Below are 20,941 nucleotides of genomic sequence, written 5' to 3' on the forward strand. Positions count from 1 at the left end.
GATTTGATTAATCCGAATCGTTTTGAATGTTTATATACTAAAAAAGGTCGCCAAAATGCTGGCGACCTTTTTTAGTAGTATCCTCTGTTTTCTCTTTATTTTCTGAATTTCTTAAACCATTGCAGGAATGATTCGTAAGCACTGATCTCTTCCTGATGCTGAGGCTCAGCGAAGGTAAGCTGGTCGCCGTAGGAATCACCATGCTGGTCGGGGAAGATAATCATCAGGTTGGTACCTGAGAAGTATTTCGTTATTTCCTCCGGCAGACGCTCCAGTGCTGTCTTGTAAGATACGGTTCCCTTACGGGCGGTTACTACCACGAACAGGTGGTCTGGAGATATCTGCGAAGCCAGCTGTGGCAACTCGTTCCAGTGAATCATCTGGGTATAATCAGCACGCACTTCCGGATGCCGGTTCTTGATATATTCATTGATGAGCGCCAGACTCTCTTCTCTGCCATGAAACTGGATGCGGCAGTCTAGGTTGCCGGCAAGTCGGGCAAGGCGTTCCAGCCAGCGGTAGAAACCCGGCTCAAACTCTGCTCTCGAAGGTACGGCTACCTGTATTCTTCTCAATGTATTCAACGGCTGTCTGATGCGTGCCATGATAATCTGTCGGCTCAATCCGTTGAAGAGACTCTGGTGGAATTCTCCCCAGAACTTCTGCGAAACCTCAGGATGCATGTGCATTCCGATGATAATCTCAGAACATTGGAACTCGTTGAAGGCATGCTTGATGCCGTTGGCGATGTTGGCGGCAATACGAACCTGGGTCTGCGTCATCACATCGGTGGCTGCAGCAAGCTGACTGCAATGTTCCAGAAGCCGTCTTCCCTGTTCCTGGTTGTATCGCATGTCCTTGTCTTCATATACCACATTCAGGCAGATGAGTCCCCTGTTCAGCTTCTGGTTTCTCACCAGAAACGCCAGACTCATCAGGTTGTCGGCATATTCAGGATATTTCACCGGAATCAGAATCTTCTCATCGCTCACCTTCTTGTCGTCTTCCGCATCAGGCAGTTCCTTGTCTCTCAGGATAATCTTCTGCGAAGACCGGTCGGTAAGGATGGATGAGATGATGCAGGTAATCAGAATCATCATAACCACACCGTTGAGCATATCATCGTTGACGAGGTAAGTGCCCGGTGCTACGAGCAGATGCATACCCACCATCACCATGGCGATACTTCCGGCAGCATGAGCCGAAGTGAGTCCGAACATCATGTGACCCGAAGAAAGTGGCAATCGGAAACCCAAACAGGCGATATAGGCTGCGATGGCTTTGCCCAGGGTTCCGAAGAAGGCGATGCAGAACACGACCCATAGAATATGACTGCCCTGAAACAGCAGATTGATATTGATCAGCATGCCCACACCTATCAGGAAATAAGGAATGAAGAGGGCATTGCCGATAAACTCGAGGCGGTTCATCAGTGGCGAAACATGCGGAATGTATCTGTTTAATATCAGACCGGCGAAGAAAGCACCGAAAACGCCCTCGATGCCCACTATCTGCGAAAGTGCCGCACTCATAAAGAGCATTGAAAGTACGAAGATAAACTGCATCACCGCATCGCTGTATCTTCGCAAGAACCATCTTGTAAGTCGGGGAATCAGCATGATCATCACGCCACAATAGGCGGCAAATTTGAGGGTGAAGAATACCCAGAACAGTACGCCGTCATGCTTGCTGAACGATGCTACCAGTCCGGCAAGCATTATCAGGGCTATGAGCAGCGAAATCATGCTCGACCCCACACTCAGCGTAACGCTCGGTTTCTGTTGCAGTCCGTATCTCGAAACGATAGGATAGGCAATCAGCGTATTGGATGCCATGATGCAGCTCAGCAGGAAGGAAGCCTTGGCAGAGTAGTGGAGCAGCCAGATGCTCATGCCATAGGTGAGGAAGAACGGTATAAAACAGGTGAGCAGGCCATAGATAAGCAGTCGCGACTTGTTCTTTTTCATGCCTTCCATATCCATCTCCAGGGCAGCGAGGAACATGATGTAATAGAGTCCCACCTTTCCGAAGAGCTCAAACGAAGAGTCGCGCTCCAGGATATTCAGTCCGTATTTGCCTATGAGCACACCTGCCAGCACCATACCGATGATGTGCGGGATACGGAGTTTACCCATGATGATAGGGGCAAAGAGGATGATGAGGAGCACTACGAAGAATATCAACGTAGGGTCTGTGATAGGGAAGTATTGAGCGATATGGAACATAGGCTTTCTCCTTTTTTGTTATACTTAAAGAGGGATTTCTGCATCAGCATTCATCCCTCCCTTTCTGTTTTTGACTGCAAAAGTACGAATAAATCTTGAAAGCACAAAGTTTTTCTGCCCTTATCCTACAATCATGGTGATGTTTTTGCAATTTGTGAACCCGAAAACGGGTGCACCGATGCCTATTGGCATCACAACCGATGAGAACGAAGTGTTTAATACACAGGGGTGGTTACTGCTTCCTCAAACTATACTTGCCGTGCTTGTCGAACACGAGCCAATAGAGCACTGGCAGGATGGTGGCGATGAGTACCATCGAGATAAGCGTACCGAAGAAGATAACGGCTCCCATTGGCGACCACAGCGTATTGTTCTCTACCATCATAGGCAGTACGCCTACCGAGGCGGCTGCCGATGTAAGGAAGATAGGGCGCATGCGGCGCTCGCCAGCCTGGAAGGCGGCTTCCTTTACCGATAATCCCTTGTCGCGGCGCAGTTCCTCGGCATAGTCGAGCATGATGATGCCGTTTCTTACCAGGATACCCATCAGGCTCACAATGCCCAATATGCAGGTAAGACTCACGTCGAAACCCGTAACCAGAAGGCCTGTCGCAGCACCGAAGATGCAGAGCGACATGGACGAGAGATTCACCAGTGCCAGACTGATGCGCTTGAAATGGAAGAGCAGGATGAAGAAGATGATCAAGGCTGCTATCATCACGCCCGATGTAACCTGAGGAAGGGTTTCGGCATCCTTTTCTGCCATACCGCCAATCTCCCAATCAAGACTGGAATCTAGCGGGAGTTTGGATACTTCCTGCTTCAGTTCGTTGGCCAATCGGTTGGCATTGAATCCCCTTAAAGGTTCACCTATGATAGAGATGGTACGCACGCCGTTTCTGCGTATGATGCTGCCGTCGTGCCAGTCGGGCGAAATCTTAGCCAGCTGGCGGAGTGGAACGCTCGATGTTCCTCCCATCACGGGGATGTATTCATTGGCAAGGTCGCTGTCGTTTTCCGATTTCAGAATCATCTTCACCGGATAGTCGCCTTCCCAAAGGGTGGCCATCGGGATGCCATCGCCAAAATGAATGGCAAGGTCGGCAGAGAGTATGGTCTTGTTCACACCCAGCCGGTTGGCCTCGGTGGCATCTGGAGTTACCCTGATGCCAGGCTGGGGCTCTTCGTAGTTGGTACGAATCAGGTTGATGCCTTCTATCTTGTGCATGCAGGCTTCTATCTTCCTGGCGGCAGCCTTCAGGTCGCCCATGCTGTCGCCGCTCACTCTTACTTCGATAGGGTAGGTGGCGTTGTTGTAATCCATCTGCTTGAAGCGGATGTAGCAGTCGGGAAAATAGTTGGAGCATCGGTCGGCATATCGGTCGAGTACCTCTTCTGTGGCATCGTTATCTACCGTATTCACGATAAACTGTGCAAAGTTCTCACCGCCAATCTGTGGCGCATAGGTGGTGTGGAAACGGGGTGAACCCTGACCAACAAACGTGGTTACGGCTGTTACCTGCGGGTCGCGCTGCAGAATGTGGGCCATAGAATCTGCCACCTGTGCGGTTCTTGCAGCGGTGGTTCCGCTAGGCAGATAGAACTCTACGGCAAACTGGTTTCTCTCGGCGATAGGCATCATTCTCTGCGGAAGATGTACGAAGATGATGGCTCCGGTGCTCACCAGCATGATGCCCACAGCGAGGGTGGTGCGTGGAAAGGCGAAACAGCGTTTCAGCAACCAGGTGTACCCCATCTGCAGATAGTCGAGCGGCTTTTTGCGGGCGTTGGGCTTGTGCTGGCTGTTGATGCCCTGGTGAATCACCATATACTGTAAATAAGGTGTGAGCAGCAGCGAAACCATGAGCGAGATGCTCAGGATGATGAACATGGCCCAGGGGAATGATTTTACGAAATCGCCCATGTCGCCATGCATGGTAAAGAGAAATGGGAAGAAGGTGAGCGAGATGCTGAGCGTGGCAGAAAGCACCGACATGAAGAACTCTCTAGGAGCGGCGATGGCTGCATGCCAACGCGACATGCCATGGCCCAGCTTCTCCATGTAGTTGTCGATGATAACCACGGAATCATCCACCACCATACCCAGTGTTACTATGAGGGCAGCCAGTGTAACGGTGTTCAGCTCCATGCCGAAAAGATAGAATATGCCCAACGACGAGAAGATGGTGATAGGGATGCTGAGGGCTGATACCTCTGCCACGCGGCGCGGCATGAGCAGGATGACCACGATGATGACGGAGATGACCGATATGAGCAGCTCGCGCAGGAAGTTTAGCACCGATTCGCTTACCACCTTGCTCTGGTCGGTAATGGTATTGATGTGTACATCGCCTGCCAGGGACTGTTCAAAATCATCCATCATCTTGTGTACGTCTCTTCCCATCTTCACGATGTCGTTTCCCGGTCGCATTTCAATGGATAGAAGCACGCATTTGTTGCCGTTGCTCTTGATGTATTTGTTCAGTTTCGGATATTCTCTTTTAATCTGTGCGATGTCCTTCAGACGCACGATGTTGCCCTTGGGGTCGGAATATACGATTTGTTCTGCCACATCCCGCTCGTTGTTGTAGGAGTCGGTGATGTGGATGGGCAGGTTGAGGTTGCCCATCTCCAGGTTTCCGCTCACGGTGGTGAAGCCCTGCAGGGCAAGGTCGTTCAGAATCTTATAGGGGCCGATGCCGTATTTGGCCAGTTTGTTCTGGTCCAGGCAGATGCTTATCTGTTCGTTTTCCAGTCCGTAGGTTCGCAGGTTCGAGATGGCATCAATGCGGCGCAGTCTGTCCTTCAGCTGGTCTATGTATGTATTCAGTTCCCTATAGGTTTTCTGCTTGCTTTCCATCGTGATGAGCAGGGCAGAGGTATCGGCGATGTCATCCACAGCCTGCAGGGCAAGGACACCCGTAGGAAGGGAGCTCTTGAAGGCCTGCAGGCCATGCTTGAACTTGCTCCAGAAGGCATCCCGGTCCTCCACGTCGTCGTTGAGTTCCAGGAACACGATCAGCATGCCGTCCTTACTCTGGGTATAGGTCTTTTTCTTGTTCACCTCCTTGTATCCGAAGATGAAGTTCTCCAGCGGTTTAGCCACCCGTTCTTCCACCTCTTCGGATGTAGCGCCCGGATATACGGCTACGCAGGCACCCTGCCTGATGGTGAATTGCGGCATCTCCTGCTTGGGCATGATGCAGATGCCGAGTATGCCTAGAAATACGAGCATGCCCATCAGAAGCATCACGATGTTGTGGTTGCACATCGCCGACTCGATGAACGAGCGCTTGAGGATGCGGTTGGGCTTCCTGGTGATGCGTGCCTTGATGTGGTCGCGAAGGGCGGTGTCTCTCTCCGGCTTTTTGGAATCCTCCGGTTTGTTTGTCTCTAGCCTTGTCTCTTGATTCATATCTTTTCCCTCCACTTTTTTATCGGTTATCGCTTTTTGCTGTATCTACATTCATTCCTTCCGAAACTTTCTGCTGGCCATTGATGATAACCTGGTCGCCAGTCTTCAGTCCCGAAAGGATGACGATGCCGTCGCCTTCGAAATCGCCGGTAGTTACGGGTTGCTGATGTGCCTTTCCGTTTACCACGGTCCATACGAATCGGGAGTTATCTACATCCAGTTCAATGCTTTGTGGCGGAACGGTGATGTGGGATGGGGTAGCAGCGCTACCCTGCACCTGGGCGTTGCATACCATGCCTGGGAGCAGACGGCCCTGCGGATTGGTGATGCCCACCTTGACATCGTAGGTATGCGAGATGAGGTTGGCATCGATGCCTTTTTCTGAAATCGTTCCCCGGAAAATGGCACCCGAAAGAGCGGCTACCGTCAGTTTCACCTTGTCGCCCACGTGCAGATGAGATATTTCAGCTTCGGGTACGGATACCTTGGCGTTGACTTGTGCCACATTGGCGAGTTTCAGCACAGGCTGTCCGGGGAGCACGTAGGTTCCCAAGTCCACGTTCTTGGCAGCGATGACACCTGCAAAAGGAGCTGTGAGGGTAGAGTGGGAGAGTTGCTGGCGGGCGATGCTTTCAGCCGCCTTTGCCTGTTCCAGTTTGCTTTCTATCTCCACCCATTTCATATCCGAGATGGTTCCCGACTGGTGCAGGGGCAGGAATCTTCTGTAGGCATCCTGCGCCTGTTTCAGGGTGGTGAGTGTTGCCCGGTGAGCCTCCTTCACGGTGGTAGGGTTGATGGTGGCGAGCAGCTGTCCCTTGCTCACTCTATCTCCTTCTTCCACCCGTATGGAAGTGATGTTTCCGGCTATCTCGAAACTGAGTGTAGATCCCATCTTTTCCTCGATGGTTCCCACATAGTCTTTTGTTCCCCCCAGGTTTGTATTCCCCACGGAGATAGTCTCAACTTTCACGTTTTTCTTCTCTAGCTTGCTGGATTTTTCGGTGCATCCCACCAGCATCATACAGCTGATAATGAATGCGACAAGCCATCCCGTTATAACATCTTTCTGTTTCATATTGATTACATTTTGTTGTTTTTTGAAAAGATAATGCAAAGGTATGAATTTTAGCTGAATGCATGGGGAAAATAGGATTAAAAAAAAATAAAAAACAGTTCTTCTTCTTCTTTTACTACGATTTCCACGCTGTTCATAGTTTCAATCACGTCTTTCATGGAAACTACGTCTCTGATGCATCCAACCGAACAATCTACACCTTAGACCGAGGGTTGAGTCGACTTGCTCACAAAGCTCTTGGCGACTATGGACCACTTGGTGTAAAGGTAAGCAACGATGATTTCTTGCAGTAATCATGAAACGAAGGTATTCGTATTGGAATAGGTGTTTTTTGATATTGATATAGAGGAACCGGCACATATATATGTATATATATGAGAACCGGCACAAAAAAAGGGCTAGCCCATTACCAGGACTAGCCCTCCGTTTTAATTATTTTCTAGGGTGCAATGAAATGTCATCCTGAAATCTGCTTAGCACGTTATGAGTGATTACTTTACCTCAATGTGCTTAACATCGTCTTTCTTCTCCTCCTTCTTCTCGTTCTTGTTCTTGTTCTCGATAGATACTTCCCTCCTCAGTTGTTCCCGTCTGTTGCTTGAAGAATGAATGTATGTTAAACTTTTAATGAGAATACTTTTTCAATTGGACTCTTTTTTCAAGTCCTTATCCACCATGGCGCAGACACAGGAGTCTGACCATACATTCTCTGCCGTCTCTACCATGTCGATAATGGTATAGATTGGCAGGATGATGCCCATGATGCCGATAGGAGCATTGATACCAGACATCAGAGATAGGGTAAGGAAATAACATCCCATCGGTACTCCTGCATTACCTACTGCTGAGATAACTGAAATGAAGAGCCAGAGAATCATCGTAGTCCAAGGTAAAGGCATTCCTCCATTCTGCATCAGGAATAAGGAGGTTACGAGGATAAACGCAGCGCAACCATTCATGTTGATGGTAGTACAGATAGGCAATACGAAGCGGGAAACCTGATTGGAAACTCCCAGTCTGTCTTCTGCTGTCTGCATCGTCACCGGCAACGTAGCAGCAGAACTCTTTGTAAACAGAGCCATTAATACTGCCGGCATCATCTTGCCCAAAGTGCGCACTGGATTCAAGCCTCTTGCCAAGAGGAAGAGCGGAAGGATAATGAAGAATTGAATGACATTACCTCCCAGGATAACAGCTACGTACTTTCCTAGAGAAGCCATCACGATACCCGCAGAGAACTGGGCTGAGAGTTGTGCTGCAAAGGCAACGATACCCAGAGGCAAAGCCCAGATTAATCCATGAATCAGCATGAAAAGCAGATCCTGTAATCCAAACAATCCCTTCATCACGACTTCTTTTTTATCGCTTGATGGCATTTTGGTTAAAGCAATACCTGCTGCTGCTGCCAAAATCAATATAGAGAGTACATTTCCTTCGGCAAACGGCTTGATGATGTTGTTGGGTATTACCCCAAGAATATGGTCATAATAGCTGGTTTCTCCCAGCTTTTGGGGAACATCCGCCATACCGCTCTGTACCAAGGCTGTAGGTAAATTGCCTGGAGAAACGATGTTGTAGAGCACCAGTCCCACTGCTGCAGCTGCTATCGTCGTGAGCAGGGTGTAGGTGATGGCGTGGCGGAATATCTTACCGGTGTCTGCCTGGTTGCCCAAGGATGCCAGGGTTGTGATGACTGCCAAGGCTATGGTTGGTACTGCCAGAAGCTGGAATAAGCGGGTATAGACCGTGGCTATGAAGTTCATCAGACCATCCAGCCAGCTGATGCCGAATATCCCCAAGACGGCGCCTACTATCAAAGCGCCAATCCATAGTACCAGCTGCCGGGTTTGCTTATTCTTCACTCCTTTTTGCTTACTGCAGCCAGCATTGCTATCCGGCTGTCTATTTCCAATATTATTCATTGTTTCTACCATGATTTTAAACTATTATTTTCAAAAGGCAAAGGTATTATTTTTTTTCCTTGTCAGCAATCCCACAAATATGGTATTTTGCAATCTCGTTATTTTTTTCGGGCTATTCCTTTGCTTGTATCATTATTTTTTGTAACTTTGCCGAAAGAATTTAAAACGGCAGCAATATGAAATATCCTATCGGCATACAGAGTTTCGAACAAATCATAGAAGATGATTATGTTTATCTCGATAAGACGGCATTGGTCTATGACTTAGTGACTAATGGTAAAATATACTTTCTGAGTCGTCCACGACGATTTGGAAAGTCGTTGCTCGTATCTACCTTGAAATGCTATTTCGAGGGTAAGAAGGAACTGTTCAAGGGGCTTGCCATCGACAAGCTGGAGAAGGAATGGAAGCAATATCCTGTGTTCCATCTCTCTTTTGGTGGTCAAAACTTTGTAGAGCCTTATGCGTTAGACAAAGTGTTGGAGGAGTTTGTTGCCATGGCAGAACGTATCTATGGGCGTGAGGAGTTGGCCGAGACTTTAGGTAGTCGCTTTAAGGCAGTGTTGGGGAAAGCTCATCAGAAGACAGGAATGAGAGCTGTCGTACTCATTGATGAGTATGACAAGCCTTTGCTTGATGTGATGGATATGGATATTTCTGTGCAGAATGAATATGGAAAGATGACTTTGGAGGATTATAATCGCAATCTGCTCAAAGGCGTATATTCTGTGTTCAAGGAAGCTGATGATGACCTGCAGTTTGTCTTGCTCACGGGTGTCACCAAGTTCTCACAGGTGAGCGTGTTCAGTGGCTTCAATCAGCCTAACGACATCAGTATGGATGAGCATTACGAGGCACTTTGTGGAATTACGGAAGAAGAATTGTATTCTACCTTTGATGAACAGATCAAGGCGATGGCCGTGAGATATAAGACGACGGAGGAAGGGATGAAATACAAACTGAAAAGGAAGTTTGATGGTTATCACTTCAGTCCTAATATGCTTGATATCTATAATCCTTTCAGCATCTTGAATGCTTTGAGCAAGAAGATTCTGGCAGATTATTGGTTCCGCACCGGTTCGCCAACCTATCTTGTTCGCCTATTGTCTCATTTTGATGAGAACATCAATGAGATGGTGAACAGGTTTTATCCTACGAGTAGTTTCATCGATTACAAGGCAGATGTGGAAGCACCATTGCCGATGATTTATCAGAGCGGTTATCTTACCATCAAAGATTGGAATATGGATACCGATTCCTATCTTCTGGATTTCCCGAATGATGAAGTGAGGAGCGGTTTCCTGACGTTGGTAGCTTCCAGTTATCTGAAGCCATCGAAGTCAACGGATGCCTGGGTTATTCAGGTAATAGATGTGATGTCGAAGGGAGATTGCCATCAGTTGGAGAATCTGATGACTTCCTTCTTTGCCAGCATTCCTTATAGCCAGTGTCGTAAGGACGATGAGCGTGAGAAGGAACGTTATTTTCAATATACCTTCTATCTCGTATTGAGAATGATCAGCTGTTTCACGGTGTTCATCGAAAAGCAGCAAAGCGAAGGTAGGGTAGATTGTGTGGTTGAGACCCAGAACTATATCTACATCTTCGAATTCAAGCGTGATGGTTCAGCTGAAGAAGCCCTGAAGCTGATAGAGGATATGGGCTATGCCAGGGAATATGCAGCAGATGGCAGAAAGATTTATCAGATAGGCTGCAACTTCTCATCGAAGACGGGAACCATTGATGGGTGGAAAATGAAGTAGGTGATTTGCAAGAATATCCCGAAGATGTAGTGATGTGGCATTGTTAAGAATAAGTTTTCTTTACATTTGCTTGCCTGAGATTCTCGTATTTTCAGACGCTTATTGTTTCTTTGAGAATATCGCAAATATGAAGAAGAATAGAAACTTATTGATAATCAGATGTTTGTAATTTCTTGACAAGATAATGCCGTTGAGAAAAATCTATAGTTGTACGACTATAACCCCTATAGTTGTACAACCATAACTCTACAGTTGTACAACCATAGCATGTATAGTCGTACAACTGTAACTTTATAGTCGTACAACTATAGGTCTTGTTCTTAATATAGAGCAGAAAACAAGGAATCCCAGCCTCTCATTCCCCTTGTTTTTATCGCTAGATTCCAAACTTGTAGGTATATGAATTTTGGTTATAAATATTGACGGGAGGTATTTTTGCAATTTTAATTTGAACTAAAAAAAGGAGGAATAAGGCCTTATGGAAAATGGGGAAGATGTTCCCGAATGGCTGAAGAATGGGGATTATGAGTTTGAGTATAATATTATAAGATAAGATCAGTTGTGTTCTGGTTTTAGCAAAGAGGGTGTGTCATAAGTAAATGATTCACCCTTTTTTGTTGGAATGTTACTGATATGTTGTTGGAAAACATAGTATAAGTTATTAGAAAAGATAGTATCTGTTTTTGAGATAGTTAGTATCTCCGGTCGCACAACAGCTGTTGTGCGCTTGCATATCAGCTGATATGCGCTTGCACAACAGGTGATGTGCATGCGTAGGTCAACTGTTATGCGCCAACTGATATTTTGTGGGATGAATTGCAAAAACATGGCAAAAAGTTTGGAAGATACCAGATAATTTCTTATATTTGCACTGTCTTAAAAGATAAGTGTTATGAGAACAGTTCAAGATTATATAGCAATAATTAGGCAAAATAGTTCCAAGATTACTAAAGATTTTGGAATCAAGACCTTGCGCATTTTTGGTTCCGTATCACGAAATGAGCAAACAGAGCAAAGCGATTTGGATATTTGTGTAGAAACAGAAACTCCTAATCCATTTTTATTGGCCGACTTGAAAGAATACTTAGAGGACTTGTTTAAGTGCTCAGTTGATGTAGTGCGTATTCACAAAAACATGAATCCTTTCTTTAAATCAAGAATTGAACGGGATGGAATCTATGCAATACGATAAATATGTAGCATTGGATATACTTAATAGAGTACATATTTCTATTGAGCATATAGAAGAGCGTTCACAAGCTTATCATTGTGGCGATGATTTTCTGATGTCTTCTACTGGTGTAGCAATTCTTGATTCCATATGTATGCAATTTATTGCTATAGGAGAAAGTTTAAAGGGACTTGATAAGGTTACTAGAGGAGAACTCCTTACAACTCATCCTGAAATTGATTGGAAAAATGTGAAAGGGTTACGTGATATCATAGCTCATCATTATTTTGAGGTTGATGCTGATCAGATTTGGTGGATTATAGAAAATGAGTTGCAACCTTTGAAGAAGGCAATTCTAGAAATGATAGAATCTTTAAAACGGATACTTGATGAGTAATGTCAAGTATCCGTTTTGTCATTTGGTACATTCAACTCGGCATTTCATACAAGACAAGTTTGGATATTTGGAGGATAGAAATAATCTTCTTACTTTTGCGCTCGTAATCGGGAAGCGATAGAAGAGAATGATTCGTGAAACGAGGAAAATGAAGTATAACCCTTTTAATATATAATAAGGTATGAAGAAGATTATGATTTCGTTGATGATGGTAGTAACTGTCACCACAACCAGTTTTGCAAAGAGTAACAACACCGATGTGGCAAATGCCGTAAAGAGTGTAGCCGAGCAGGTGAAGCAGGCTCCATCCGGTACTGTGTATGGTGTGGTTGAGAATACCAAGCACCATATTATCGTAGCTACTCCTTTCGGAAAGTACACCATAGAGAAGAAGGATGGCGGCGTCAGCTTTATGGGAATATCGGCAATGCTGGTATCATCAAAGAATGGCGTTTATAAAGTCAAGACATCCCTTGGTAATTTCTCGGTGAATATGAGAAAAGGAACGATAACTAAAAAGTAATCGTAACTGGTTGTTTACCTTTTCGTAAGGGATGGTATATAGGTATAGGGCATTGAATTGTTGCCATGGAATAGAAATGTGGAAGTATTTTTCTCTCGGCAATGGCAGCGTTCAATGCCATTTTTTCTCCTTCGGGACAAAAAACATCGCAAAAAGTTTGGCGGTATCAAGAATGTTGCTTACTTTTGTACTTAATTATTTTAATATAGTATAAAACAAAAGAATATTGATTTCAATTTGTTAGAAGAAATTGTTTGAAACGATTAAAAAATAAAGAAGTTATGGAAATAATAATTGTATTTTTAATAATTGCTTTTGTCATGGTCTGTTATCTTTGCCATAGATTTAAAAGTGATAGAAGAGACTCTGTTAGTCAGACTAATAGAGTTAGTGGTGGAATTAATACAGTTCGTGTTCAAACGAAATCGCAAGAACCTATTGCTTCTAAAGGTGGTGATGCAAAGGATAAACAAGTTCCCCAAATTAAGGTAGAAAAGCAAAGAGAACAGCAGGTAGAAGTTTGTAGTGCCAAGTTGTCAAGTGGAGAAGCAAATGGAGAAAATAAATCTTTTGTTTCCTTTAAGAAGGAAGAGCCTTATAGCGTAAAGCTGATTCCTCTTCTAAAAGCAGATTTGAATATATTAAATATAGACTATTCGCAGCAATATGTTGTAAATTATGATTTGGTAAGTTCAGGGAATTTAGAATACCCATATTTGGTAGCACCTGAAAAAGGAACTTGGATAAAGTTACCTATTCAAGGTAGAAATGGTAGGCGTGGATTTTGTGAGGAAAAATTGGCGAACGTCATCAATAAATATCATTTGAAAGGTTTTAGAGATAACTTATCTCTTTTTGCGGATGGTTGTCCTTACGAGCCAGACTTTGCATACATTGATGTAGAAAAAGGAATATTCATAGACATAGAAGTTGATGAACCATATTCTGGTTGGGAGAAGACACCTATACATTACATGATAGGAAATAGAACTAATGATGGCAAAAGAAATGAACGCTTTACGGAACGAGGGTGGATTGTTCTTCGATTTTCTGAAAAACAAGTATTTGAACAGACAATGTCTTGCTTGAAATATTTGTATCAGCAAATTTGTCGTATTGATACTTCGATGGCTATACCTTCTTCGTTGGCTTCTGTTCCTGATTTAAAGGTTGATAGTATGTGGACTAAGGCTGATGCTTTTCAGATGATTCAAAATAAGACAAGGGAAAAAATGTTAGGTATAAGTGAGTTTATTATGCCTAGTGGAAAATTTGTAACAAGTAATCTTATTGATTATGAGGAAGCTGGAAAAATAGAAGATGCAATAAAAACTTTAAGAGATGATAAAGTATGGAGAAAGTATTCAGAAAAAGGTTGGTGGCAGAAATATATTGATGAGCGACCAAATGGAAAATATGTCTTCGAAGCAAAGAAAAAGCTTGACGATATTTTGTGGGTTGAATGTGAGCAGGCAAAGAATTATGATCTTTATCTGAAAAATAGTGAATTGCAAAAACATTCTAAAGAAGCAAGAAAACTCAAAGAAGAGGAGGCAAAGATTAAAGCTGAAAATGTTCGAAGAGAAATGGAACGTATTGTTGCTTTAAAAGAGGAGGCTATGCATAAAGAAGAAGAGGAAAGATTGGAACGCCAAAAAAGAGAGGAGGAAGAACGTAAAAAACGCGAAGCAGAGAATTATGCTCGCCAACATGTTTCTTCTCAAACTCAAACAAGAACACCTTCAAGCAGAGGGTATGCATAATATAAACTTATAAAGATTTAAAAAAATGGAATTCAAGTATAAAGATGCCGATTTTTATAATGCTTATTGTGAGCAATTGGAGGATTTCATATTGTTGGAATATTTTGAGGATATGAAAGAAAACTATGTCGGTAAATTGTTGGCAAAGAATACAATTCATAGATTAGAGCTTGTTGTGAGGATTCCCAAAACGTTTCCACACAACAAACTTTATTTCTATACTTCTTCCCTTTACGGCTATCCTCATTTGATTCCGTGTCTGGAGTCTTTTGGGAGAAGTTGGTTTTGCTTAAATTCTGCATTTGCAGAAACTACTCGTGGTCAATTGGATGAGGAGTTTGATAGATTGCGTGGTTGGATAAAGGAGCAAATGCGCTCTGAACTCCCACCAATAATAGCTGATGTCAATACTCGAAGAGCTTTGTCTGTATTTAACACCTATGCAAAGGGAAATACGGATGAGATGGACGAACTCAATGCTGCAAAAGAAGACTTGATATTTGTAGGAGATGTTTGGAAAAATGTAGTAAATGAAAGAGATGGTTACTTGAATTGTGTCAAGCAACAAAATGGAAAATATGTCGTTTATGATGGAACTGAGACAAAAGATAAATTACCATTCGTTATTGTTAACCATCAACCGAAAGATTTTCATAGTTTTGCATCGCTTGTTGATGAGTTTGGTTGGAGTGATGAGTTGTGTGAGAAATTGTTACCGAATTTCAATTGGGGTGAAAAGAAAAGTGAAGGAAAATTTATTTGTAAAGAAGATAATGAGCCATATACAGAACATCCAAGAAAAGAAAATATCGAAACGGATTATAGATATTTATGTCAGCAATTAGAACATAAGGATATCCCTGGAAAGTATAAGATAGTCATAAGGGAGAGATTGAGAACCTTTGTGAAAGATAGTTATAATGCTTGTGACCGTAAAGGTATGTTTTCTACCAATATGGATGAGTATGAGGATTATGGCTTTGATCCTGATGAAGGAATTAAACGATATTACTTTTCTCTTCATTGTTTTGCATTGGGCGTAATTGATGATGGAAAATTAAATTGGTATTTAATTGATGCACAACAATGTAATGTAAAATATGAAGAATTGTCTTTTGATTTTGGAAGATATGAATATAGGACAAAGCATGTGCAAGATATACCCTTGAATACATCTATAGCAAAAAGAATAAAACAAGATGAATTTTACGGCAGGGGATGTTTAGCATCAGGGTTCATTAATAAGAAAATATTATTGATAGGATTGGGAGCTATTGGTTCATTTTTAGCTGAAACTTTAGTTCGAGGAGGTATTCGTGATATAACTTTGTCTGATGGAGATTATGTGGAAGCTGGCAATCTATGCCGGGCATCTTTTGAAATGAACTCTATTGGGGATAGCAAAGCTTCAGCTTTGGCAGATAAGTTGGAGCGAATATCACCGTTCTGTGCAGTTAAACAAGAAGGAGAATGGGATGAAAATGGATTGTTTCTTTGTGATTATAAACATGGTGAGTTTTATGGAAATGTAAATTATAATTCTCAAGAGAAGTTTTTGAAAGAAATAGAAAAGTATGATCTTATTATAGATTGTACTGCAAGTAATGAATTGCTTCATTTCTTAAGTTATGCAGTAAAATTACCTACACAATTGATAAGTGTATGTATAACAAACCATGCTAAGGATTGTTTGTTTTTGTCAAATACCAATGGCAATGTGTTTGAGCAAAGAAAGCATGTTCTTGCCAAAATAGAACAGGATACAGATAATTTTTATGTTGCGGGTACTGGATGCTATTCTCCTACTTTTCTTGCGACGGCGAGTGATATGTTGCCATTTACAAATTTAGTTGTAAGAAAGATTAACAAGTCTTTGGCAAACACGATGCCGATAACTTCAACAGTTTGGCATTATCAAGAGGATTCTATTTTGGCTGAATCTGTTTATACATATATGATAGAGAATGGTGCGATTCGATTGGTTGTCCTGCAAAGCGTTATAGACTCAATAAGACAGAGCGTAATCTTTGAAGATGGACAGATTGGTGTTCTTATGGGTGGTTATTCCTCTGATGGTACCCATATTTTTGTGACTCATGCTGTGAGTATGCATGATATTGAAAAGGATATGGGCAAAATAAAGAATGTCTCACAGAATGTGTTGGATTATATAGGTAATGTTTGTGTTTCAAAAGATATAGGAAAACATCTTCCACTTTTGAGCCAGATTGCTACAGATAATCAGGTAAACACGAACAATCCTTTGCTGGCACAATTGAATGAAGACGGTTCGGTAGCTTTCTATCTTTTGATAGAGAAAGAGTTGGTTCCTTTTGTTGTAAATAATATTATTTGTTAGTTATGGAGTTGGATAGAATAAAATCTTTAGTAGTAGAAATTAATGAGCAATATCAGTCTCTTGGTTCATTGTCAAATGATGAACTAAGAGTAAGGTATTCTCAATTACGTAATGAAGCATTAGATAAACTACAGCATGGCATTTCTGAAAAAGAAATTTTAGATTCTGCTTTGATTGAAGTGTTTTCTTTATTGAAAGAAGTAACTCGGCGTTTTTCAGAGAATGATGAAATTAAGGTGGAACAGACCGATTTGGATGTAAAACTCTTTGAGAACGTTCCTTTTATAAAAGACTGTAAGAAAGATCCGAATGATTCGACAGACCGAAGTTATCTTTGGAGTCTTAATTATGTGTCGTCATGGTTTATTGGTAACGAAATGTATAAATGGAATGTTGTACTATACGACGAGCAACTGATGGGTGGAATAGCTTTGCACGAGGGGAAAATTATCCAAATGTGTACGGGTGAGGGGAAAACATTTGTTTCGATAGCTCCAGTGTTATTAAATGCTTTGTTGGGGAAATGTTGTCATATAATGACAGCTAATTCTTATCTTTCTAAGCGAGATTATGAAATTACTCGTCCTATATATTCTTTCTTTGGTCTTACTGTAGACTGTATAGAGAATAAAGAGAGAAATAGTAATGCTCTACGAGAGGCTTATAAGTCTGATGTGGTGTTTGGTGCAACATCAAACTTTATTTTTGATTATCTTTATGATATGATGAATAACGATTTGGAAACTCGTATGCAAGGGAAGTACGATTTTGTTATTTTGGATGAGGCAGATTCTATGTTGATAGATGATGCTTCAACCCCTCATATCATAAGCTCATGTATAGGACAGGTAAATACTTTGTGTACGAACAAGTTATTTGTTGATTATTTGCCATTTGTAAAGGAATTGGTGGAGAATAATCAAGATGGGCAATACTATATAATTAATAAGATAAAGCATTTTGCTTCTTATACGGAAACTGGGAAGAAGTGGCTAAGAGAAAAGTTGGCAGATCCGTTGTTGTTTGAAGAGAATGTAGGGGAAAATTATGAACAGGTTGAAAAGCAGTGTTTTGATTTTTCGCAAGAAAAGAAAAAAGCATTACTTGAATCCCCAAAAAATCAAGTAAAATATCGTAAGCAACAGGAAAATGTTTTAGATAAATTATTACATGCTTTAACTGTATATTTCGAAGATGAAGATTATGTTGTCGCAGAACGAAATAACAAAAAGAGTGTTATAATTATAGACTCTAATACAGGACGTTTGAAAGAGCAGAGTCGCTGGGAATATGGTCTTCATGAAGCTATTGAGGCAAAAGAAGGGATAGAAGTTGGAGGCTTAGGTTACCAAACTGCTGTTATCAGTATAAAAAACTATCTTCGAAAATATAGTAAGATTAGTGGTATGACAGGAACGGCTGTCGCTTGCTCTAAAGAACTAAAAGAGGTGTATAATCTGTCGGTTTTAAAGATACCAACTCATCGACCTGTTGTTAGGGAAGATTTACCTTTGCGAGTTTTTAGAAATCAAAAATTATTGGATGAGGCTGTTATAAATAAAGCGATAGAAATCCAAAAAAAAGGACGTTCGGTCTTGGTTTGTACTGCAACGATTAAGCGTTCAACTCTTTTAGCAGATAAATTCGCAAAAAGAGATATAGAAGTTCAGGTACTAAATGGTAAAACTTTAGCAGAAGAGGCTTCTTTGGTGGCAAATGCAGGGAAAAGTGGTTTCATAACGATTTCTACAAGTGTTGCAGGTCGTGGTACAGATATAAAACCTGACGAGGACGTATTGGCAAAAGGAGGATTGGCTGTTTTGGGAGTAGAATTGGCACATTCTGATAGAATCGACCAACAGATGGCTGGACGTGCAGGAAGACAAGGTAATCCTGGTTCTTCTCAATTCTTTGTTTCTCTAGATGATGATATTTTGGCATATCTTTCTGAAAAAGAAATGAAGTCTTTATGTAAAATAGTGGACAATTGCTTGGGTGAAAAAGAAATAACTTCAAAGGAAATTTGTGATTTCTTTTATCTTGCCCAGCGAAATTGTGTTCAAGAAGAAATGGATAGCCGAAAATATTCGAACTTACGTGACGATAGTATAGATTCTTTCAGAAATGAAATTTATGGAATAAAAAATAGAATATTGAAAGATTCAAAAGAGGCCGATGCGGTTTTGAAAGAATTGTGCGGTGAAGGTAATGATAGCTTTTGGAAAGAGCATTATGCTCATGTAGAGCAGATACTAAGTGTGGCTATGCCTATAATCCGAAAGATTCAAGAAAATACCTATGTGATGGATAGTTATCAAAGACTGCCTCTGTCGGATGGCAATAATGTCTATTCTATTCCTTTTTCATTGAACTCAGCTTTGGAGACAGATGGAAGTTCGTTATATGCTTCAATAGAAAAATATGTATTGCTTGATGCTATCAACAAATCGTGGATGAATTATATTAATGAGATTGATATAGAAAATTTGATTCCGGGTGATTTGTATGCAATTTTCTTGGATGCAAAAAAATGTATGTTGGAAGATGTTGAGAATAAGTTAACAAAGTTATACATTCCTGTGAATGCAATAAATGGTGACGAAGAAAACAATCAAAAAGAAACTTCAAATCCTTTGCTTAAATATATCAAAGTGCATAGTAAAAAGGTAGAGATGTTAGAACCATGTCCTTGTGGAAGTGGAAAGGCATTTTGGCAGTGTCATGGAAAAATTAAACTAAAATAAAGTTATTAGTTATGTCAAAGATAAAAATCCCAGGAGTCTCATTCTCCTTAAATCGGGCACTCGGTATCACGCAGTCTAAACAGAAATTTGCACGTGAGACGGGGATTCCAACCTCTAAGGCTGGATTGGAGAGAAAAATAGGAAAGATGGTGTTGAGTGCCATCTTCGGAAAAAGAAAATGATTTGATATGAGAAAGTTGAATCTTCTATCAATGTGTTTTGTGCTTATGGTTATGCTATCTTGTAACCATAAGCCTAAGGTTTCTGTGATAGAGGTAAATGCTGACAGCCTACCTGAAACAATAATGAATACAGCGTCAAGTTCCAATGCTAGAATTTTTGTCACTCGGAAAGACACTGGGGAATTGATAGTCTTTACACCGATTTATAACACTGTAGATTTGGTTTGCGGTAAGCGACCAAGCAAAGAGGATATGTCTGTGAGCTATTGTGCTGAGGCTGCGTTTACAGGGGAATGCTTGGATTCTTTTGCGCATCGCAATGTAGCAGGAAATCATGTGTCTGGTGGTATTTTTTATAGAGGCTACGTGGCTAAAACGAATACGGGGGCTTTTGTTTGGTATCAAGGCAAATGGAAGTTCCTGTATGATAGTTACGCTAGTGAACTAAGGAAAGCGGAAAAGCATAGAGGTATGGGCTTTGGACAGAATATGATTATTTATAATGGGCGAGTTATGCCTAGATTTAGAAAGGATAAGCCATTGAATATTTATCGGGCATTATGCGAGCTAGATGGCAAGCTGTGCATTGTTGAGGCTAAGCAAGCGTTGGCTTATAGCGAATTTGTGGAAAAGTTGGCAAACTTGAAGGTCAAATATGCTCTGTACTTGGATATGGGATCAGGATGGAATTATTCGTGGTATCGTGATTCTGTAGGAACTGTCCATGAAATACATCCAATAAAGCCATGTTCTAAATATCAAACGAATTGGATAGTATTTAAGAAGTAAACAATATAGTATGTGCCGTTTCATATAATTTAATAAAACGTTAAAACAAGGATGAATTTTTTGAAATTAAGTGTCACTTTTGTGAAGTCTTTGAGTGCTTTATTCGTTCCCGGTAAATGCCCCAAACGAATTGATCATGAGAAAATTGTTGCTGGTGAAAGCTTAGCGTCCGATTCTACACCTTCGGACATTATCGGATATCTAAAGACTCAGCAGCCACACTATGATCTCTTGCGTTTCCTGGATGCACAGGAGGTTGCCTATACCCAGGCATTAAGTGAACTGAAAGGAGGTAGAAAACAAAGCCATTGGATATGGTATATCTTCCCGCAACAGAAGGGACTCGGACATAGTTACAATTCAAAATACTATGGCTTGGATGGCGAGGGTGAAGCCAGAGCCTATGTTGACCATGAAATTCTGGGTGATAGACTCCGTGAATGCTGCAAGGCGCTCTTGCTCCACAAGGATAAGGACATCAAATATATCATGGGAAGCGAAATTGACGTGCTGAAACTCAAAACTTCTATGCGTCTCTTCAATAAAGTGAGTCCTAATGATGTGTTTGAGGAAGTATTGGATGCATTCTTTTTAAACCATTCAGAATAGTCTT

14 protein-coding genes are annotated in these 20,941 nt (G+C 41.8%); 10 read left to right on the forward strand and 4 right to left on the reverse strand.

Annotated features, from left to right (window positions below; all coding sequences use genetic code 11):
* Positions 1 to 95: 95 nt before the first annotated feature.
* The 4 genes from RCO84_RS02065 to RCO84_RS02080 all read right to left on the reverse strand — a co-directional run bounded on the left by RCO84_RS02065 (position 96) and on the right by RCO84_RS02080 (position 8,637).
* Positions 96 to 2,225 carry a cation:proton antiporter gene (locus RCO84_RS02065; RefSeq protein WP_317583710.1) on the reverse strand — a complete coding sequence of 710 codons (2,130 nt, stop codon included), beginning with the start codon at positions 2,223 to 2,225 and terminating at the stop codon, positions 96 to 98.
* A 232-nt stretch (positions 2,226 to 2,457) separates the two neighbouring features.
* A complete protein-coding gene (locus RCO84_RS02070) occupies positions 2,458 to 5,640 on the reverse strand; it encodes an efflux RND transporter permease subunit (RefSeq protein WP_317583711.1) in 3,183 nt (1,060 codons plus the stop codon).
* A gap of 19 nt (positions 5,641 to 5,659) precedes the next feature.
* Positions 5,660 to 6,715, reverse strand: coding sequence for an efflux RND transporter periplasmic adaptor subunit (locus RCO84_RS02075; RefSeq protein ID WP_317583712.1), 1,056 nt, complete (start codon positions 6,713 to 6,715; stop codon positions 5,660 to 5,662).
* Positions 6,716 to 7,356: 641 nt separating this feature from the next.
* Entirely contained in the window at positions 7,357 to 8,637 is a 1,281-nt protein-coding gene (locus tag RCO84_RS02080) for a dicarboxylate/amino acid:cation symporter (RefSeq protein WP_317583714.1), read from the reverse strand.
* A 176-nt stretch (positions 8,638 to 8,813) separates the two neighbouring features.
* Between RCO84_RS02080 and RCO84_RS02085 the strand changes: the two genes are divergently transcribed.
* The 10 genes from RCO84_RS02085 (at position 8,814) to RCO84_RS02130 (ending at position 20,937) form a co-directional block, all read left to right on the forward strand.
* The gene (locus RCO84_RS02085; protein WP_317583716.1) at positions 8,814 to 10,400 is read left to right on the forward strand and encodes an ATP-binding protein; all 1,587 of its coding nucleotides are present in this window, start codon (positions 8,814 to 8,816) and stop codon (positions 10,398 to 10,400) included.
* An 892-nt stretch (positions 10,401 to 11,292) separates the two neighbouring features.
* A complete protein-coding gene (locus tag RCO84_RS02090; RefSeq protein WP_317583719.1) occupies positions 11,293 to 11,592 on the forward strand; it encodes a nucleotidyltransferase family protein in 300 nt (99 codons plus the stop codon).
* The gene (locus RCO84_RS02095; RefSeq protein WP_317583721.1) at positions 11,579 to 11,968 is read left to right on the forward strand and encodes a HepT-like ribonuclease domain-containing protein; all 390 of its coding nucleotides are present in this window, start codon (positions 11,579 to 11,581) and stop codon (positions 11,966 to 11,968) included. Before RCO84_RS02090 ends, RCO84_RS02095 begins: the two co-directional genes overlap by 14 nt.
* A gap of 181 nt (positions 11,969 to 12,149) precedes the next feature.
* Positions 12,150 to 12,491 (forward strand): hypothetical protein, encoded by a 342-nt coding sequence (locus RCO84_RS02100; protein ID WP_317583724.1) that lies wholly within the window; start codon positions 12,150 to 12,152, stop codon positions 12,489 to 12,491.
* Between the two features lie 254 nt (positions 12,492 to 12,745).
* Positions 12,746 to 14,254: a hypothetical protein gene (locus RCO84_RS02105; RefSeq protein WP_317583727.1), complete on the forward strand. Its 1,509-nt coding sequence runs from the start codon at positions 12,746 to 12,748 to the stop codon at positions 14,252 to 14,254.
* 25 nt (positions 14,255 to 14,279) lie between these two features.
* Entirely contained in the window at positions 14,280 to 16,613 is a 2,334-nt protein-coding gene (locus tag RCO84_RS02110) for a HesA/MoeB/ThiF family protein (protein ID WP_317583728.1), read from the forward strand.
* A gap of 2 nt (positions 16,614 to 16,615) precedes the next feature.
* Positions 16,616 to 19,357: a preprotein translocase subunit SecA gene (locus tag RCO84_RS02115; protein WP_317583730.1), complete on the forward strand. Its 2,742-nt coding sequence runs from the start codon at positions 16,616 to 16,618 to the stop codon at positions 19,355 to 19,357.
* An 11-nt stretch (positions 19,358 to 19,368) separates the two neighbouring features.
* Positions 19,369 to 19,539, forward strand: a complete 171-nt coding sequence (locus tag RCO84_RS02120; protein WP_317583733.1) for a hypothetical protein — start codon at positions 19,369 to 19,371, stop codon at positions 19,537 to 19,539.
* 6 nt (positions 19,540 to 19,545) lie between these two features.
* Positions 19,546 to 20,328: a hypothetical protein gene (locus RCO84_RS02125; protein ID WP_317583735.1), complete on the forward strand. Its 783-nt coding sequence runs from the start codon at positions 19,546 to 19,548 to the stop codon at positions 20,326 to 20,328.
* Between the two features lie 51 nt (positions 20,329 to 20,379).
* Entirely contained in the window at positions 20,380 to 20,937 is a 558-nt protein-coding gene (locus RCO84_RS02130; protein ID WP_317583737.1) for a DUF1810 domain-containing protein, read from the forward strand.
* Positions 20,938 to 20,941 lie beyond the last annotated feature (4 nt).

It is taken from the genome of Segatella copri (assembly GCF_949820605.1).
Classification (GTDB): domain Bacteria; phylum Bacteroidota; class Bacteroidia; order Bacteroidales; family Bacteroidaceae; genus Prevotella.

What these genes read in the sequence shown, in the direction of transcription:
- RCO84_RS02090 (WP_317583719.1), top strand. Translation starts at nt 11,293, where the DNA reads ATGAGAACAGTTCAAGATTATATAGCAATAATTAGGCAAAATAGTTCC.
- RCO84_RS02120 (WP_317583733.1), top strand. Translation starts at nt 19,369, where the DNA reads ATGTCAAAGATAAAAATCCCAGGAGTCTCATTCTCCTTAAATCGGGCA.
- RCO84_RS02125 (WP_317583735.1), top strand. Translation starts at nt 19,546, where the DNA reads ATGAGAAAGTTGAATCTTCTATCAATGTGTTTTGTGCTTATGGTTATG.
- RCO84_RS02080 (WP_317583714.1), bottom strand. Translation starts at nt 8,637, where the DNA reads ATGAATAATATTGGAAATAGACAGCCGGATAGCAATGCTGGCTGCAGT.
- RCO84_RS02085 (WP_317583716.1), top strand. Translation starts at nt 8,814, where the DNA reads ATGAAATATCCTATCGGCATACAGAGTTTCGAACAAATCATAGAAGAT.
- RCO84_RS02115 (WP_317583730.1), top strand. Translation starts at nt 16,616, where the DNA reads ATGGAGTTGGATAGAATAAAATCTTTAGTAGTAGAAATTAATGAGCAA.
- RCO84_RS02065 (WP_317583710.1), bottom strand. Translation starts at nt 2,225, where the DNA reads ATGTTCCATATCGCTCAATACTTCCCTATCACAGACCCTACGTTGATA.
- RCO84_RS02070 (WP_317583711.1), bottom strand. Translation starts at nt 5,640, where the DNA reads ATGAATCAAGAGACAAGGCTAGAGACAAACAAACCGGAGGATTCCAAA.
- RCO84_RS02095 (WP_317583721.1), top strand. Translation starts at nt 11,579, where the DNA reads ATGCAATACGATAAATATGTAGCATTGGATATACTTAATAGAGTACAT.
- RCO84_RS02110 (WP_317583728.1), top strand. Translation starts at nt 14,280, where the DNA reads ATGGAATTCAAGTATAAAGATGCCGATTTTTATAATGCTTATTGTGAG.
- RCO84_RS02130 (WP_317583737.1), top strand. Translation starts at nt 20,380, where the DNA reads ATGAATTTTTTGAAATTAAGTGTCACTTTTGTGAAGTCTTTGAGTGCT.
- RCO84_RS02100 (WP_317583724.1), top strand. Translation starts at nt 12,150, where the DNA reads ATGAAGAAGATTATGATTTCGTTGATGATGGTAGTAACTGTCACCACA.
- RCO84_RS02075 (WP_317583712.1), bottom strand. Translation starts at nt 6,715, where the DNA reads ATGAAACAGAAAGATGTTATAACGGGATGGCTTGTCGCATTCATTATC.